Genomic DNA, 17,539 nt, shown 5'->3' on the forward strand with positions numbered 1-17,539 from the left:
TTAGAAACCAATGTTGATACCGAATGAATAATTGCGTGGAAGTACACTGTTGCTGACTTCCGGGTCGAATCCGTTGAAGCGTTTGCTGGCGATAACGAAGAGATTGTCCATGTTGAAATTGAGAGACACGTTCTTCATGTATAATTTCTCACACCATTCGCGTTTCATTTGCCAAGATAAACCGATATTGCGGCAACGCAGGAATGAACCGCTTACAACCATCGCATCAGACTGTGCCCATACCGGGATTTTGAAAGAACTTTCTTCATTAGGCAATATGAGAGTCGCACTGCCTTTAGGTAGTGAAGGTATAATGGTATGTGCTTCGTCTCCCGGCTCTTTCCAACGGTTTAGCAGATCACGGTTTATATTCGTATATGGATCGGGCATATAGTAGGAACTGCTGAATTGTGAGTAGGGTGAAGGCAGACGCTTTTTGTTACCCAATAAGAGTGAGAAACTGGTGTTTAGTGTCAATGATTTATATCGGAAGCTTAGATTTAATCCTCCGGTAAAATAGGGATCTCTTTGCCCTGAATAAACCAAATAGGTGGTAGGGTCTATCAATCGGCTCCGCTGCTCTTCCGGAACATCCAGAAGATTGAACAGAGGCTCACCGGTTTGTCCGTCCAGACCGGCAAATGAATATGACCAAAAAGCACTAAGCGGATAGCCTTGTTTGAGTATGATGTCCGAACGTCCGTTCAGGAAATCATTTGCCTTGACTTCGATGTCCGTATGTCCGCCTTCGTTCCAGTTTTTAGATGCATTCAGACTGACGCTTAATGCATAATCACGTTTCTGGATAGGAGTGAAGGTCAGTGTGTATTCGATACCTCTGTTGTGGATGATACCTCCGTTACGTTTCATCGAAGAAATTCCATATTCATAAGGCAGGTCTAATTCGACAATCGCATTAGAGCGTCTTGTATAATATTCCAGGTTCATATTGAACAGACCGAATAATTCCAGATCGACACCGAAGTTCCATGATTTGGTACGCTCCCAAGAGAGTGTAGGATTGGGAATTTGGGAAATAGTAGATTGATATCGGTTATACAGATTCGCTACTGTTCCCTGATTCAGAATCAGGTCCGGGCTGAGACGTGTCAGTGCATTTCCTTGAATACCATACGTGCCTCGGAAATTTAAATTAGTGATCCACTTTACATATTTTTTCATGAACTCTTCTTCGGAAGCTCTCCATGAGAAACCGAATGAATAGGTGGGGTCGATGCGATGATTGCTGTCTTGTCCGAAACGATTGGATGCGTCATTACGGATATTGGCATTGATTACATACCGGTTTTTGAATGAATAGGCGAGTGTCGCAAATACCGAGAAGAAATTATCTGTAGTATTTACTTTTTTCCAACCACCGTCGTATATCCTCTGCAGAATACCCCAGCCACTGCTCTGAGAACCGCTGATAGGTTCGAAAGCTTTCATGGTGGTCGGGCTTGTGATGACTTCTCCTCTGTCGGGAACATATCCCCATACGGTATTGTTTACTCCCTTGTTGGTAGAAGAACGCAACTCCATACCTACCAGTGCATTCAATCGGTTTTCATCATTGAACGCCTTACTGAATAGCAACTTGTTCTGTATGTTGTAAGAGTATTGATGTGCGTTATTGGTGAACAATTCACCGCCGAAAGGCAGTAAGGCGGCTTTGAATTCTTTGCTGGCCGGTGAAACCGAGTTGAAGTCATATCCGCGGTATTGTTCGGCAATGTAAAATGTCCGTTCTGTTTCCCATGCCTCGTTCGTACTGTTATTATCCGAATAGCCTCCGGTGAATTGATAAGTCAACCAATCCAGAATGTTCCATCTCAAATCAAGTGAAGCGGACAGATAACTGGATGCTGATTTCGAGCCGCTATTATCTCGTTCATTGATGAAATTGTACGATAATGATTTTACTCCTTCATTATATGGATAAGTGGCTTTCATTTGATAAAATGCATCAGGAGCTATCGAGCGGTTAGTGGTCGTCGCATATCCCATAGGATTTACTCCTCCGGCAAATCCTTTATTGGTACTTACACTACCGTTGATGGCTGCATTTATGGTTAATTTCTGTACCGGACGTATCGTGATGGCGAGACGACCTGTCATACGTTCACTGTCGTTTCCGATTTCCTGTCCTTCACTCTTGGAATATCCCACAGACGCTGAGTAGCTGTACTTGTTTGTCCCACCGGAAACACTTAGATTATGATTGTGGCTGAAAGAACGGCGGGTGAGCAGTTTGAACCAGTCTGTATTCTGTGTCTCCAGCACATTCCGTTGGGCTATGAATTCGTCAGAGGATATCTCGTGTGATAAGTACATATTCAATAACCCCTCATAGGTGTATATTTGTTTGATAGGTTCCGCACTGTAGGGAGTTCCCCAGTTGAATGCTTCTTGAGAGAACAGTATCCTCTCTTTGGAGTTCATGTAATTGAACTGTCCGTAGTTGGGGCGCGTACCTATTACAAAATTAGAGGTATAATTGACACTTAGACGATCTGTCGTATTCTTTTTGGTGGTGATTTCAATCACTCCGTTAGATGCTTTCGAACCATAAATAGCTGTTGCGGAGGCGTCTTTCAGAATACTGATGCTTTCGATATCGGCAGGGTTCAGCCAGGAGATCTGGTTACCGATGATATTTTTTAAATCGTTCGTCATCAGTGAAGTCGCATCCAAATCCAGCGGGTCTTCCTGGATGATTCCGTCCACGACCCATAGAGGGTCTTGATTGCCCAATAAGGTGCTTGTTCCACGAATCTGAATTTTGGGAGCAGTACCTACACGGCTACTGGTATTGGTTACCACCATACCTGCCACGCGCCCTTGTAACATCTGGTCGATGGTAGTATAGGAAGGCATTATAATATCTTTCGCTTTGATCGTAGTAATAGAACCTACGAGGTCGCGGCGTTGAATGTTCTGATAACCGGTTACCACCACTTCGTCAATCTCTGTACTGGAATTGTTCAGAGTGATATTGATTGTTTTCTTACCCGTATATTTGACTGTTTTCTTTTCCATTCCGATAAACGAATAGGTCAGTATTAACCCTTCTTGTGCGGGAATGTTGAACGTATAACGTCCGTCCAATCCGGCAATGGCTCCCTGTTTGGACCCTCGAATCGTAACAGTGGCTCCGGGTAATGCCTCACCACTGGCATCTCGAATCCAACCGCTAATGGTTACTTTAGGGGTTTGCTTTTTTTTGATTACGATTGCACTACCGGAAACTTCGTAAGTTAAGTTAGTACCTTCCAGACATTCATCCAGAATTTCAATAATCGTTTTATCTTTAGCCTTGACCGTGATATCGGTTACATTTGCAATATCTTCCGTTGCATACATAAAGATAAATTTAGTACGATTCTGCAGATACCAGAGTGCTGCTTCCAAAGTCTCTCCTCTTAAGTCGATAGAGATTCTTTGATTTTCTTGTGCTTGAATCATAAGTGAAGAAAGGGAGAATATCCATAAAAGGCAGAATTTCACCAAGTTTCTGCTTACATAAGATATCGCCCATGGTAAGGATTGCGTTCGTTTTTTCATAATGCGTTAGTTATATTATGTATTATTACTGTTTATAGGAAATATGCAAGATGCCTTCTCGTTGCTTGATGTTTACCAGATTCAATTCTGTTATCATGTCGATAATCGGGTTCATGTTTTCGTAACGATTAAGGGAGGCTCCGATTCGTACCTGTCTGGCAGTTTCGTCCTCGAAAGCATACTGGAATCCGTACCATTTGGAAAGATATGACATGACATTCTCAAGAGGAACATTTAAAAAGATAAATGATCCGGACTCCCAGGATGTATACAGCTCTGTATTTACGTTGGCAACGGTATTGGCATGAGTCTTTTGATTATAAGTATAGTGTTGGTCGGGGAGCAATTCAAAAATTTCATTTCCACTGCTGATTTTCACGTTTCCGCTGATTAGCGTAGTGCTTTCCGTCTCTTCATCTGCATAGGCCCTTACATTGAAAGAGGTTCCTGTCACCCGGATGGAGGTATGCGGCGTTTGCACGATGAATGGATGTGCTTTGTCCGGAGCAACATCGAAATAGGCTTCACCTTCAACCTGTACGATCCGCTCCTTATTGCTGAAACAAATCGGATAAGTCAGTTGAGATTCTGCATTCAGATGCACTTTCGTTCCATCCGAAAGGACAATGTGACACTCCATACCATGCAGTGTACGGAGAGTGTTCTTGATTTCTTTCACTTGCGGCTTGTTGGCCGGTGTCTGGTAATTTATACCTTTGGGTTCGATAACAAATACTTCGGTAGCTCCTTCCGGAAGGACTCCGTCGGGAATTCTTAATGTGTTTCCATTGCTTAAAGTGATCTCGCCACCCCTTGTTCCCGGAGTGATTTCACCGATTGGCTCCTCGGTTGTCCAATCATATATAAGGTAGGAGGCAGGTATTATCAGAAGCAGGATAAAGGCAGCATATTTTAGCCCCTTTTTCCATAAAAGCTGACTGAATGTTTTTTCTCTTTCTAATAGCGGATAGACTTTCTCCCACGCTTTGTGTGAAGAGAAACTTTTTATTAACCGACTGTTTTCTTCGTACGTCTCTTTGTTTAATATCCGGTCGGCTATCTTTTGATGCTCAGGACTTTCATCCAACCATGCGCGATAGTTCTTTTCCTCTTCGGGGGTAGACGAATGGGTAAATAAGGAAGCTAAGATTTTTGCAATTTTAAATTTTTCTTTGAATGAATTCATCCTTTTTCTTACTTTGTTATATAGCTATAACAATCCAATCGAGAAAACGGGGTAATCAAAAAGTTATTTTATTTGCATAAAAGTAGTAATAAGGCGTAATTTATACCTTTGAGGCTTTCGCGAAGTTTGCGATAGGCGAATTTCTTTAACGTATGGACAGTGCCCTCTGAAATTTGCAATTTGTCAGCAATCTCATGATTTTTTAAACCTTTCATGGAGTATACGATGACATTTCGCATTTGGGTAGGCAATTCTTCTACCGCTTTGCGAACTATGAGGAAAGTTTCTTGTTCGATAATTGCAGCTTCAAAACCGCTGTCAAACTCTTCTTGTTCCGGAAAATCTGAAATATCCAACTGTTCATGTTTGAGATGATTCAGGCATTTATTCCGGGTGACGGTATAGAGGAAGCTCTTTACTTTCAGAATGTCATCAAAATCTTCTTTTCGCTCCCAATAAGCCAACAATGCATCTTGTACGATATCTTTGCAAACCTCTTTGTCATCGATATAGTGGGATGAGAAAACACAAAGAGTAGGATAGTAGTCATCAAATAGCTTTTTGAAAGCCTGTTTGTTACCACGTTTTATGTCTGCAATTATATTTTTTATATGTATATTCACTATTTAGGCTGGAGTGATTGGTCTATGAACTCTCTTACCCGATTTTACTGATTTTCTTCAACTTTTCTTCTTCGATGATTTTGATTTTTCTTCCATCGATAGTTATCAGTCGTTCCGTAGCGAATTGCGACAATGTACGGATAGCGTTCGAAGTAGTCATATTGGAAAGATTGGCTAGATCTTCACGTGAAAGATAAATGCTCAAAGTGGAACCATCTTCTTCAAGACCATAGTTCTCTTTCAAGAAAATGAGTGATTCGGCCAAGCGTCCACGAATATGCTTTTGTGTCAGATTGACGGTACGTTCGTCAGAGATACCCAAGTCGATGGAGAGTTGGCGGATGAAGAACATGGCCAAATCATTATTTTGGGCAATCAGAGTCGTGATGGCACTCATCGGAATCAGGCAAATAACGGAGGGCTCGAAAGCTGCTGCTGCGGTCACAAAATCCTGTTTGGCAAAATAAGCACGATAGGCAAAGTATTCGTGTGGTTTAATCATGCGGATAATCTGACTTCTTCCCCCCACACCATCTTTGAAGATTTTCACTTTACCACTGATGAGACACATCAAATGAGAAGGCGTCTCCCCTTCGCAATAGATGGTTTCATTCTTTTTGTAGGTTTGTATCGTATAATTATTTATCAGAAACTCCCTTTGTTCGTTATTTAGAGGAGCTAACATATCGGATAATGGTTCCGAAATATCAATGTCTGACATATTTATTTTTACCATGAGTGCTACAAAACTGTGTTATACAGCACAAAAGTAGAAAGAAAAAATGAAAAAACGAACGAATCTATAAAAAGATTGCACGAAAGACACGGCTCTTTCATTTAAAAAGTGTTTGTTCTCTGAAGAATACTCTTGTTTTATAGCGAGCACAGAGGCTGAGTCCGATCGAATTTTGGGCAGTGAGATACACGGCTCTCTCATAGATAAAAATGAAAATCCTCTTTCAACCTATCACCGTCTTTCTGAACCCCTTTATTAATCGTGTTTACAGAGCGGTGATAGGTTAATAACAACCTATCACCCTTATCTGTCACCTATCACCGCCTATTTTTTGATAAAACTACATGTTATAAGTCATGCTGTCTTATACGGATTTAGGTTGACACCTTTTTAGAGACATAAAAAAAGAAAAATTATGTCTAAATTATCTCGTAAGATTTATTCTGAGACTTTCAAATTGGAAGTTCTCCGTGATTACTTCAGTAGCGGTTTGTCAATGTTTGCTACTGCCAAGAAATGGGGTTTACCCAACCATACTTATATTCTGCGTTGGCAAAAGTGTTATGCAATTGATTCGGATTCCTTATCTTTGTCCCCCGAACTTCTGTCAGATCTTCAAATGAAAAAGAATCCAAAATCAAAATCTAAAGAAGAACTTCTTGAAGCGGAAAATTTGCGTCTGAGAAAGGCTTTGGAACTTGAAAAACTTCGTTCCCATGCCTTTGAAAGACTGATTGAACTCACAGAAAGAGAAGAAGGGATTTCCATCTTAAAAAAAGATGGTGCCAAATAGTCACCGGCCTTCGTGAAGAGTTTCCTCACATCAGTGTGAAAACCCTTTGCGGACTGTTTGGCATGTCTTCCCAGGCCTATTACAAAAAGAAAAAAAATCTTTTGTCGCGTCATCAGATCAGAACAGCCATCTTGGATGCCGTCTTCTTCTACCGCTCAAAGGCTCCGGGCATCGGTGGTTTGAAATTATACCATGAGCTCCGCTCCCTTTATGGAAGCGAGATAACCGGAGGGCGGGATGCCTTCCTTCATCTGCTGCGTTCGGAACGCCTTATGCTGCCCCCGAAGAAACCCAGGCATACGACGGACTCCCACCATCTTTACAAGAAGTATCCGAATCTGATCAAGGGGGTAACGGCACAATACCCGAACCATATCTGGGTATGTGACATCACTTACATCTGGATTGAAGGTGGCGTATGCTACCTCCATCTTGTAACGGACATGTACTCACATGCCGTTTTAGGATGGGTGCTCTCTCCCAGTTTGCATGCCGAATATACGCTACAGGCACTGGAACAGGCCATCAATGAGGCCGGAGGTGGCAATCTTTGCGGCACAATCCACCATTCCGACCGGGGGGTACAGTATGCCTGCGATGCCTATATCGACACACTGGTCACTCATCATATACGTGTGAGCATGACTGAAGATTACAACCCGACGGACAATGCGGTAGCAGAAAGGATGAATGGCATCCTGAAAACGGAATGGATATACGGCATGTCGCTGTTCAGGGATAAAGAGATGGCACGGGAGCAGATTACGCGAATGATTGACTTCTATAATAATGGACGACCACATATGAGCATAGGTATGAAAAAACCCATGGACGTATATCATGGAGAGGTGCCGGGAAAATCATTGTGGAAAAAATAAGGTTCCATATGATAAATAAATACTATATTTGCGATACCGAGAGCCCGAGCACACTCAGATTTGTCCATTGTTTTTACGTATGACAACTATCTTAGGAGCAAAGGGAAGAAACTAACAACTGTTTTAGTTATGAATAACAGAATGTGACAACTTATTTAGTAACTAGCCTCTAAAAGTGACAACCATTTCTAGTATAAGTCATGCAGTTTTTGTTTTGCGGCTTGAAACAAAGTGTTTCGCGGCTTGGAACAAAGTGTTTTGCGGCTTGAAACAAAGTGTTCTGCGGCTTGAAACAAAGTGTTCTGCGGCTTGAAACAAAGTGTTTTGCGGCTTGGAACAAAGTGTTTCAATTGCTTGAAACACTTTGAAACAAATCGCAGATGTCAGAACATTTCCGTGCAAAATGTCTTATTTGGTAAACAACAGTTCCCTATATTTAGGTAACGGCCATATTTCGTCGTCTACTTCCATTTCCAGATGGTCGATGTGGTCACGGATTTGATCGAGATACGGGCGTACCTTTTCTTCGTACGCGAATGCCCTTTCTTTGTAGTTTTCCATGTGGTTGGCTGTTTTTCTTGCTTCGGTCATTTCCCGCACGAGTATTTTGATGGAAGTGACTCGGTGTGAGATCTCACGAATCAGTTCTTTACGGTCAGCACTCAATATTTCGTATTCTTCAGCCGGGAATATTTCTTTCAGTCCGCGAAGATTTTCTAGCAACCGGTTCTGATAGGCTACGGCGGTGGGAACGATGTGATTGATAGCGAGGTCGCCCAATACACGACCTTCGATTTGCACCTTCATGGTGTACTTCTCCAGTTCCACTTCTAAGCGGCTGTTCAATTCGGTTTCGTTGAAGATACGTTCACCGATAAGCACCGATTTGGATTGGTTGTCAATATAGTGCATCAAGGCTTCCGGTACGTGGCAGATATTAGTCAGCCCTCGGCATGCAGCCTCTTGTTTCCATTCTTCGGAATACCCGTCTCCTTCAAAACGAATCGGTTCGGAGGCAATAATCGTTTCTTTCAGCAGGCGGAAGATGGCCTCATCTTTGCCTACTCCTTCTTCCATTAGTTTTTCTACCGATGCACGGAATTCGTTCAGCTGGTTTGCCATGGCCGCATTGATTGCAATCATGGAGGCGGCACAGTTGGAAGAAGAACCTGCGGCACGGAATTCGAATCGGTTTCCGGTGAATGCGAAAGGAGAGGTGCGGTTGCGGTCGGTGGTGTCCAGCAAAATTTCGGGGATACGTCCGATACCTAATTTCAGTGTGGTTTTCTCTTCCGGTGTCATTTTCTCATTTCCTACCTGGCGGACAATTTCATCGAGAGTGGACGAGAGTTGTGAACCCAGGAAGCAAGAGAGGATGGCGGGGGGAGCTTCATTGGCTCCCAAACGATAGCTGTTGCTAGCGCTCATGATGGAGGCGCGCAATAAATCCTGGTTCTTATAAACCATCATTAAGGCGTTCACTAGAAAAGTGAGGAATAGCATATTCCCTTTCGGGTTCTTTCCGGGTGCGAACAGATTGATGCCGGTGTCTGTGCAGAGTGACCAGTTGTTGTGCTTGCCCGAACCGTTTACCCCGCTATATGGCTTTTCGTGCAAGAGTACATTGAAATGATGCTTCTTTGCGATACGCTTCATCAGATCCATGACAAGTTGGTTGTGGTCGTTGGCAAGGTTGCAGTTTTCAAAGATAGGTGCCAACTCGAATTGGTTGGGAGCTACTTCGTTGTGGCGGGTTTTGGCGGGAATACCCAGTTTGTGGCACTCGATTTCGAGTTCTTTCATAAATGCGGTGACGCGTGGAGGGATGGAGCCGAAATAATGGTCTTCCAGCTGTTGGTCTTTGGCAGAAGAGTGTCCCATCAGTGTCCTTCCTGTCAGGCAGAGGTCGGGACGTGCATTATATAAGGAAGAATCTACAAGAAAATATTCCTGTTCCCATCCTAAATTAGCATATACGCGTGTGATATTCTTGTCGAATAGCTGGCAGACTTCCGTTGCTGCTTTGTCTACGGCGGCAAGTGCTTTCAACAATGGAGTTTTATAATCCAGGGCTTCACCTGTATAAGAGATGAAAATAGTGGGGATACAAAGGGTGGTATCCACTACGAATGCCGGTGAAGAAACATCCCAGGCGGTATATCCTCGTGCCTCGAAAGTGTTGCGGATACCGCCGTTGGGGAAAGAAGAGGCATCCGGCTCTTGTTGGATCAGCAGTTTTCCGGAGAAGCGTTCGATCACTCCGCCATCTTCGCCGAATTCGATAAAACCGTCATGTTTCTCGGCTGTTCCGTCTGTCAGAGGTTGGAACCAATGTGTGTAGTGAGTGACGTTAAGAGACTTAGCCCAGTTTTTCATGCCGTTGGCAATCAAATCTGCTATTTCACGGCTGATAGGTGTTCCTTTTTCGATAGCGTCGATTACAGCTTTGTAGGCTTCCTTGGGAAGATACTCTTGCATCTTCTTGCGGTCGAACACGTGGCTACCATAATAATCAGAGAGTTTGTTGGAAGGGGCAATCACTTCCAGAGGCTTCCGGTTGGAAAGCTCTTGTAAAGCAAAGAAACGCATTTTTGACATAAGTGGTCTGTTTTTTATCGGTTGATGGCGCAAAATTATATGTTTTTTCTGAAAATGCCCCTGTTTCTGAGGGGGTATTTTTAGAAATAGTTTGTTTTTTGTGGATAATGTCCCTCCCCGTCATATAATGAAAAACAGCTATCATACTTTTACTATATAACGATGGGTATCTGTCTTTACTGATTGTAATTGGGGAAAATGTTTACGCAAAATGAAGAACTAAATACGCAATTGAGAATAGATAAGAAAAATGAACCTTATAGCTTTGCGCTTATTATAACCTATTAAGTAATATATTATGGAGCGAAAATTTTCACGAATGTGTCATGTATTAGTTTTGACCATATCTGTATTAGTTTTTCAGAGCTTATGCAGTGAGGCCGCTCCTCAATGTACCGAAACGAGTATGTGGTTGGATGGTAGTGCGGAAAAAATAACGTGGATGAAGTGTCTTCATGATACGCTGTTAATGTGCAAAATATCCATTCCCGGTACGCATGACAGTGGCGCTATTAAAGGTGGAGATATGTTGAAAACGCAGTCTGTAACCATTCCTGTCCAGTTGCAGTTGGGAATTCGCGCTTTTGATATCCGTTTGGAAAAGAAAAATAATAAATTAGGAATCTTCCATAGTTATGCTTTTCAGGATCTATATTGGGAAGATGATGTTTTGCCCGCTTTCATTTCTTTTTTGCAGGCATATCCTTCTGAAACATTGATTGTCTCATTGAAAAAGGAAGGGGGAGAGTTGCAGGATTATGCGTCTTTGGTGTCTGCTTCTTTAAGTAATTCTGTATATCGAGATTATTTCGTAACTGATTTCCACCCTGAACTGACATTGAAAGACTGTCGCGGAAAGATTCTTTTTTTGCATAGGGATTCTGCAATGATTAATTATCCGGGTGCTGCTTGTGTAGGTTGGGAAGATAATAAAACCTGTCTGCTTATTCTTTGCAATAAAGATGGAAAAGAAGGGCATGTGTTACTTCAAGATGAGTATCAATATGAGTCAGGCAAAGATGCCAGAAAGAAAATAAAGACAATTATCCGTCATATTGATGCAGTGTCCGGCCGGACCTCCTCTTCATGTAAATGGGGTATTAGCTTTGTCAGTGCAACCGGACTGCTTTTGGGGACACCTAAAATCTTTGCAGATCAAATAAATCAACCTGTAGCAGACTATTTGAAGCAGGAATGTAAACGAAACTGCGGCATTGTTTTTATTGATTTTATGAATGATAAAGGCGGTAAAGAACTGGTGGAATATTTAATTGTAAGCAATATCAAGGGAGGCTATTCTACCGAGGCAAACATATAAAGTTCTTTTAGCAGAAATGCGCAAAGTGAAGAATATTATACGCATTTAGTACTTTACAAAGGATGTCCAATTCTTACATTTGTCTATAATTGAAAATAAAAAAGTGTAATACTATGAAACTGTCAATAGATTTAGGTGGAACTCATGTTCGGATAGCACAAGTGGAAAATGGTAGATGTCTTAAAAAGATATCAGTCGACTGTCCGGCGCAGCAAGATGCTTCCGTGATTCTTAATTTACTATCTCAACTTATTGATAATGTGATGAATGAGTATGTCGAAGGCATTGGCATAGGTGTTCCTTCTGTTGTCGATTCGGAAAAAGGAGTTGTTTATAATGTCACAAATATATCCTCTTGGAAGGAAGTCCGTTTGAAAGAGACTTTGGAGAGGAAATTCAGAGTGCCTGTTGTCGTCAACAACGATTCTAATTGTTTTACTTTGGGGGTAAAAATATTCGGTGAGGGACAGTCTTATGCCAATATGGTAGGAGTGACCATAGGAACCGGTATCGGGGCGGGTGTCATCATTGATCATCGTCTCTATGGCGGCGAATTTATGGGGGCAGGTGAAATAGGAATGTTGCCATATTTAGATTCCGACTTTGAGCAGTATTGTAGCAGTTTCTTTTTTAAACGTTATCATACTACCGGTGCTGAAGCTGCTGAAAAGGCAAATGCCGGAGACCGGGCAGTATTGGAAATGTGGAAAGAATTTGGAACCCATTTGGGTAATCTTATGAAAGCAATTCTTTTAGTGTATGCTCCACAGGCTATCATTCTGGGGGGAGGTATTGCATCGGCTTTTCCTTTATTTAAAGAAGCTATGGAGAATTCGATGCAGAGTTTTCCTTATAAAACCATATTGGACAGGGTCGACGTGAGAGTCTCGCATCAGAAAGATGCAAATTTGTTGGGAGCTTCTGTTCTGATAAAGTAATCGAAACATAGTCTATTTGTAGCTTATATATAGTTCTGTCTTGTAGCCTTTGGGTAGATTTAAAATGATCAATATTATAAACTTTAAATTTTAAATGCATGAAACAGTTGAATGTCGTTTTTATTAAGACAACCTTGCTTCTTATTTGGGGGGCGTTCTTGTCGGTGGATAGTTATGCGCAACAATTTCCGGTGAAAGGGGCTGTGAAGGATGTTGCGGGCGATCCTATTATCGGCGCCAACATTGTGGTGAAGGGAGGCACGGTCGGGGTGATAACGGATCTCGATGGTAATTTCAGCCTGTCGGCAGGCGGTAATGACGTGCTGGTGGTCAGTTATATAGGATATAAGACCAAAGAAGTCGGCGTTTCATCGAAAGCTTTGGTAATCACTTTGGAAGATGATTCGAAACAGATCGATGAGGTCGTGGTCATAGGGTATGGCAGCACTCGCAAGCAAGACTTGTCGACGGCGGTCTCTACCGTCAAGGTGGATCAGTCATTGAAAAGCCGTCCCGCCAATCTGGGTTCTTATCTGCAAGGCCGTATGCCGGGAGTGATGATTCAGTCCAACGGCGGCGACCCTTTGGCGAAATCTACATTATCGATTCGCGGACGCGGCTCGCGCGGCACCGATGATGACTACTCCAGTGGCGATGCGGTTCTGTACGTGGTCGACGGAGTACCCGGCGCTCCTTTCAACATGGAGGATGTGGAAACGATCTCGGTCTTGAAGGATGCCGCTTCCGCTGCCATTTATGGTGCCAGTGTCGGTTCGGGAGGTGTTGTCGTGATAACCACCAAGCAGGCCGCCGCGGGTAAACTCAAGGTTAATGTGAATATTTCCAAGAGCATGAAAAATGCCTGGAGGCTTCCTTCGGTGTTGACGGCGGAACAGTATAACCGGGTTTGGGCGGATGCCACCAAATGGTATGGCGGGAAGTTGCCCAATGAGGCCGATTCCGAACTTTTCCCTTACGGGGCTGTTACCCGTACAGACTGGCTCGATGAAATATTCCGCACCGGTTCATTAGAACACTATGCACTTTCCTTATCGGGAGGTAGCGATGCGGTCAAAGGCTTCGCTTCTTTTTCCTATGACAAAGAGGATGGTATCTTGGAAAATACATACAGCAAAAAGTTCGGGGCGAAAATGAACGTTGATTTCCAACCCGTCCGATGGCTGAAAGTCGGTGAGCGGGTGACGTTCCGGTATCAGAATGGTCAGGGCAACTTGCTGACAGGGCATCAAGGAGTCTTGTCCAACGCCGTTTTCTTCCCTCGTTCAGCCTCTGTACATGATTACGACGAGAAGGGGAATCCGCTCTTTGATGAAGCGGTAAAACCTTTATACCAGGGAACTGTTCCGCGTTGGGCTGCGGCGCAGGGACTCGGAGGCGGGTATGGAGAGATACGCAATCCCGTCGCCATGTTGCAGCGGCTGAATCAGGACCGGCCTTCATCTACTGTCTATTCCACGACTTCCGTCGAATTGAAACCTGTTTCCGGGCTGACCGTCAAGTCCGATTTTACAGCCGGACTGAATATGGAGCGGCTGGACGAGTTCATTCCCAGAGTTCCCGAAATAGGGCGCCCTTCCGATGAGAATGAACGCGACATATCCAATACATGGAATAATAACTGGTTGTGGGAAACGACGGTCACTTATGCTAAGATGTTTGCCGAGAAACATCATGTCAGTGCCATGGCGGGATATACAATGAAGTACGAGAAATATAAGTGGGACAAATTCTACACCTCGGGATACGAACTGGAAGACAAGCATTCCACAACCTTGGGGCAGGCGGGAGACTGGAAAAAGACCAAGCCACAGGAAAATATCTGGGAAGAGTCCATGGTGTCTGTATTCGGACGGGTCGGTTATTCGTTCGACGACCGCTATTTCTTCACTGCCAGCATCCGCAGAGATGCGACTTCCAAACTCTACAAGGATAATAATTCCGGCATATTCCCGGCGTTCTCGGCCTCATGGAAAATATCATCGGAGCCTTTCTTCAAACCGATGAGGAATGTATTCAGCATGCTGAAACTCCGTGGAAGCTGGGGACAGATAGGTAATGTCGATTTAGTGCCCCGATATTCATGGAATGTGCCGCTGAGCGAAATGGAATGGCCCGTTATCTATGGAAAGAATCTGGATAATGTGGTACAGGGCGGAGTCTATGCCTCCTCGATCGGAGTGAAGAACTTGAAATGGGAAACAACCGAACAGCTCGGAGTAGGGTTGGATATGGGATTGTTTGACAATTCCTTGAACCTGACCGTGGATTATTTTCATAAAAAGACAAAAGACCTCATCGAACGGGTTCCCATACCATCGGTGGCGGGCATCGCGATAGAGCCTTATGGCAATATCGGAAGCGTGGTGAACAGAGGTTGGGAAATTGGAGCCGATTATACGAAAACCATAGGGCATGTCACTGTGGGACTCAATGCCAATATCGCGACCGTGCATAATGAGGTGACCGATCTGGGTAGTCGTGAAACGATGGAACATCCCATGGTGGTAAACAGTTTGAAGCCCTTGCGCTCTACCGTAGGCAAACCTTGGTATTCCTATTATGTGCTGAAAACGGAAGGCATCTTCCGGGATGAGGAAGAAATTAATAATTTTAAATGGACCGACCTGGAGACGGGAATCACCCGCCTGATTCAGCCGAATGCCAAGCCCGGTGATTTCAAATACGTCGACTTTAATAATGACGGGCGCATCAATGATGACGATAAACAATACATGGGCAGCTATTTGCCCAAGCTGACGTTTGGCTTCGGAGGAAATCTGAGGTATAAGGGCTTTGATTTCAGCATTCAGTTCCAGGGAGTAGGCAAGTCTACCATTTATAACGGATTCAAGCAAATGGGGCTCACCGGCAGACAGCAAGGTGGCAATATGCTGTCCGACATCCTGAATGCCTGGGATTACAACAACGCTTCGGGCATCCCGCGCCTGGCTCTGGTGAACGACTCGAATGGAAACTTCAGCAACGCTTCCGACTTTTATTTGGAGAACGGCAGCTATTTGCGTCTTAAGAATATGACGTTGGGATATACGCTTCCCGATTCCGTGATGCGGAAAATCGGTCTGCCGGGCAGCTCTCTCCGGATTTATTTGAATGGAGAGAATCTTTGTACCCTGACAGATTATACGGGTTTTGACCCGGAAGTCGGCAATTTCGGTATAGACGGAGGTACTTATCCGGTGGCTCGTACCTTTAGTTTGGGAGTCAATTTTAATTTCTGATGAATAATGAATCAATAAACGGAATTATGAACATGAAAATATACAAAGGAATCGTTCTTTCGATACTTCTCGGCTTTTCAATCTGTGGTTGCACGGATTTTCTGCAACATGAGCCTTATGGGCTGCAAGGTAGTGTGAACTTCTGGAAAACTGAGGCCGATGTGCAAAAAGTATTGGATGCTTTCCACGAATTTACCTATAAGGAAGGGGTCACCGGACGCGGACTTATGTGGTTTGAGAATTGCAGTGATAACCTGGTGACCGGCCGGCCGCAGGCTGAGGCTGCCCAAATCAAGGATTTTCAGATGTCGGCCTCCAACGGGCGCGATGCAAAGGATAACTGGCCTTATATGTTTCAGCTGATCGCGAAGGCTAACGATGTACTGCGAAATGTCCCGGGTATGGATGTCTCTGAACAAGTGAAGAACACGGCCCTGGGGCAGGCTTATTTTTATCGCGCCTTCGCCTATTTGTGGTTAGCGCCTTTTTATGGGGATAATGGCCCTAATGGAGGGCTTCCTGTCATTACCGAAAAAACGCCGACACAAGAGTTGGATCAACCCCGACCCGCTTCGGTCTTGACCAATTACGACCGGATTATCGCGGATATGCGCATGGCAGGCGAACGGTTGCCCTACTTCTCGCAATTGGACATGAGAGACTACGGGCGTCCTCATAAGGCTGCCGCTTGGGCCTTTGCCGCGCGTGCCGCCCTTTATGCGGCACAGTATGACGCGAAATATTATCATACAGTCATCGAATTTTGCGACAAGGTTATGGGAATGGACGGTGCGGATAAACGCGAACTGTATCCCGACTACGCCGGATTGTTCCGCGAGGAGAATAACTTCTGCCGGGAATATCTTTTCTCTTTGTTGGGGAATGCCATCGAAGGTCCCAAGTTCCATGGGATGTCCTTTCAAAACAAAGGATGGGGACTTTACAATACATGGGGCTATTTTCAACCCACATTGGAGTTGTATAAAGCCTTTGAGGAAGGGGATGTCCGGAGAGGAGCTACCATCTTATTCCCGAATGAGCATATCAAGTTTGTCGGAGTCGATGTGACCTATGCGGTAGGCAGGTGGAGTTCGGAAAGTTTGTCAGGCATGACTTTCCGCAAGTTCATGTCCCCGTGGGAAGAGTCCGATTGTATAGGTAAAACGGTAAGTTCCAACATGGATAATGCCAGTAATGTATTGGGTACTGTGTTGATACGCTATGCCGATATCTTGTTGATGAAGGCGGAAGCATTGATATGGTCGCAGGGTGAAGGCAATGCCGAAGCCAAGACATTGCTCAATATGATTCGCAAGCGTGCGGGATTACCTGAAAACACGGGGGCCACCAAAGCCCAACTGAAGAACGAACGCCGTTGCGAGCTGGCTTTCGAGTTTCAGCCAAGCCGGCACATCGATCTGGTCAGATGGGGCGATGCGCAAAGCGTGTATGCGAAGCCTTTGCATGGTGTGAAAACCGTTTTGAAAGACGATGATACGTTCAGTCATGTCGAAGAAATAGAGATATGGCCGGCACGCAACTTTAATCCTAAAGTGAATCATGTTTTTCCTATTCCGTCTGCGGAAGTTGCCAAAAGCAAGCGTCTGGAACAAAATTTGGGTTATTGATTTATATAAGTTATTGA

General features: G+C 44.1%; 11 protein-coding genes. 6 read left to right on the forward strand and 5 right to left on the reverse strand.

Annotated features, from left to right (window positions below):
• The 4 genes from AB9N12_RS13170 to AB9N12_RS13185 all read right to left on the reverse strand — a co-directional run bounded on the left by AB9N12_RS13170 (position 1) and on the right by AB9N12_RS13185 (position 6,109).
• Positions 1 to 3,564, reverse strand: a complete 3,564-nt coding sequence (locus tag AB9N12_RS13170; protein ID WP_369892484.1) for a SusC/RagA family TonB-linked outer membrane protein — start codon at positions 3,562 to 3,564, stop codon at positions 1 to 3.
• A gap of 25 nt (positions 3,565 to 3,589) precedes the next feature.
• Complete coding sequence (locus AB9N12_RS13175) at positions 3,590 to 4,750, reverse strand: FecR family protein (RefSeq protein ID WP_369892485.1); 1,161 nt, start codon at positions 4,748 to 4,750, stop codon at positions 3,590 to 3,592.
• Between the two features lie 68 nt (positions 4,751 to 4,818).
• Positions 4,819 to 5,373: an RNA polymerase sigma-70 factor gene (locus tag AB9N12_RS13180; RefSeq protein WP_369892486.1), complete on the reverse strand. Its 555-nt coding sequence runs from the start codon at positions 5,371 to 5,373 to the stop codon at positions 4,819 to 4,821.
• Positions 5,374 to 5,407: 34 nt separating this feature from the next.
• On the reverse strand, positions 5,408 to 6,109 hold the full coding sequence (locus AB9N12_RS13185) for a Crp/Fnr family transcriptional regulator (RefSeq protein ID WP_369892487.1): 702 nt from the start codon (positions 6,107 to 6,109) through the stop codon (positions 5,408 to 5,410).
• A gap of 415 nt (positions 6,110 to 6,524) precedes the next feature.
• Here AB9N12_RS13185 and AB9N12_RS13190 point away from each other — a divergent pair, with 415 nt between their 5' ends.
• Entirely contained in the window at positions 6,525 to 6,902 is a 378-nt protein-coding gene (locus tag AB9N12_RS13190) for a hypothetical protein (RefSeq protein WP_369889012.1), read from the forward strand.
• A 35-nt stretch (positions 6,903 to 6,937) separates the two neighbouring features.
• Positions 6,938 to 7,780, forward strand: coding sequence for an IS3 family transposase (locus AB9N12_RS13195; protein WP_369889013.1), 843 nt, complete (start codon positions 6,938 to 6,940; stop codon positions 7,778 to 7,780).
• Between the two features lie 408 nt (positions 7,781 to 8,188).
• Here the strand turns inward: AB9N12_RS13195 and AB9N12_RS13200 are convergent, their stop codons facing one another.
• The gene (locus AB9N12_RS13200; RefSeq protein ID WP_369892488.1) at positions 8,189 to 10,378 is read right to left on the reverse strand and encodes a glutamine synthetase III; all 2,190 of its coding nucleotides are present in this window, start codon (positions 10,376 to 10,378) and stop codon (positions 8,189 to 8,191) included.
• A 298-nt stretch (positions 10,379 to 10,676) separates the two neighbouring features.
• Between AB9N12_RS13200 and AB9N12_RS13205 the strand changes: the two genes are divergently transcribed.
• The 4 genes from AB9N12_RS13205 to AB9N12_RS13220 all read left to right on the forward strand — a co-directional run bounded on the left by AB9N12_RS13205 (position 10,677) and on the right by AB9N12_RS13220 (position 17,522).
• Positions 10,677 to 11,696 carry a phosphatidylinositol-specific phospholipase C gene (locus tag AB9N12_RS13205; RefSeq protein WP_369892489.1) on the forward strand — a complete coding sequence of 340 codons (1,020 nt, stop codon included), beginning with the start codon at positions 10,677 to 10,679 and terminating at the stop codon, positions 11,694 to 11,696.
• 113 nt (positions 11,697 to 11,809) lie between these two features.
• A complete protein-coding gene (locus AB9N12_RS13210) occupies positions 11,810 to 12,634 on the forward strand; it encodes an ROK family protein (protein ID WP_369892490.1) in 825 nt (274 codons plus the stop codon).
• Positions 12,635 to 12,732: 98 nt separating this feature from the next.
• Complete coding sequence (locus AB9N12_RS13215) at positions 12,733 to 15,894, forward strand: SusC/RagA family TonB-linked outer membrane protein (protein ID WP_369892491.1); 3,162 nt, start codon at positions 12,733 to 12,735, stop codon at positions 15,892 to 15,894.
• Between the two features lie 32 nt (positions 15,895 to 15,926).
• On the forward strand, positions 15,927 to 17,522 hold the full coding sequence (locus AB9N12_RS13220) for a RagB/SusD family nutrient uptake outer membrane protein (RefSeq protein WP_369892885.1): 1,596 nt from the start codon (positions 15,927 to 15,929) through the stop codon (positions 17,520 to 17,522).
• The last annotated feature ends 17 nt before the right edge of the window (positions 17,523 to 17,539 follow it).

It is taken from the genome of Bacteroides sp. AN502(2024), assembly GCF_041227145.1.
Classification (GTDB): domain Bacteria; phylum Bacteroidota; class Bacteroidia; order Bacteroidales; family Bacteroidaceae; genus Bacteroides.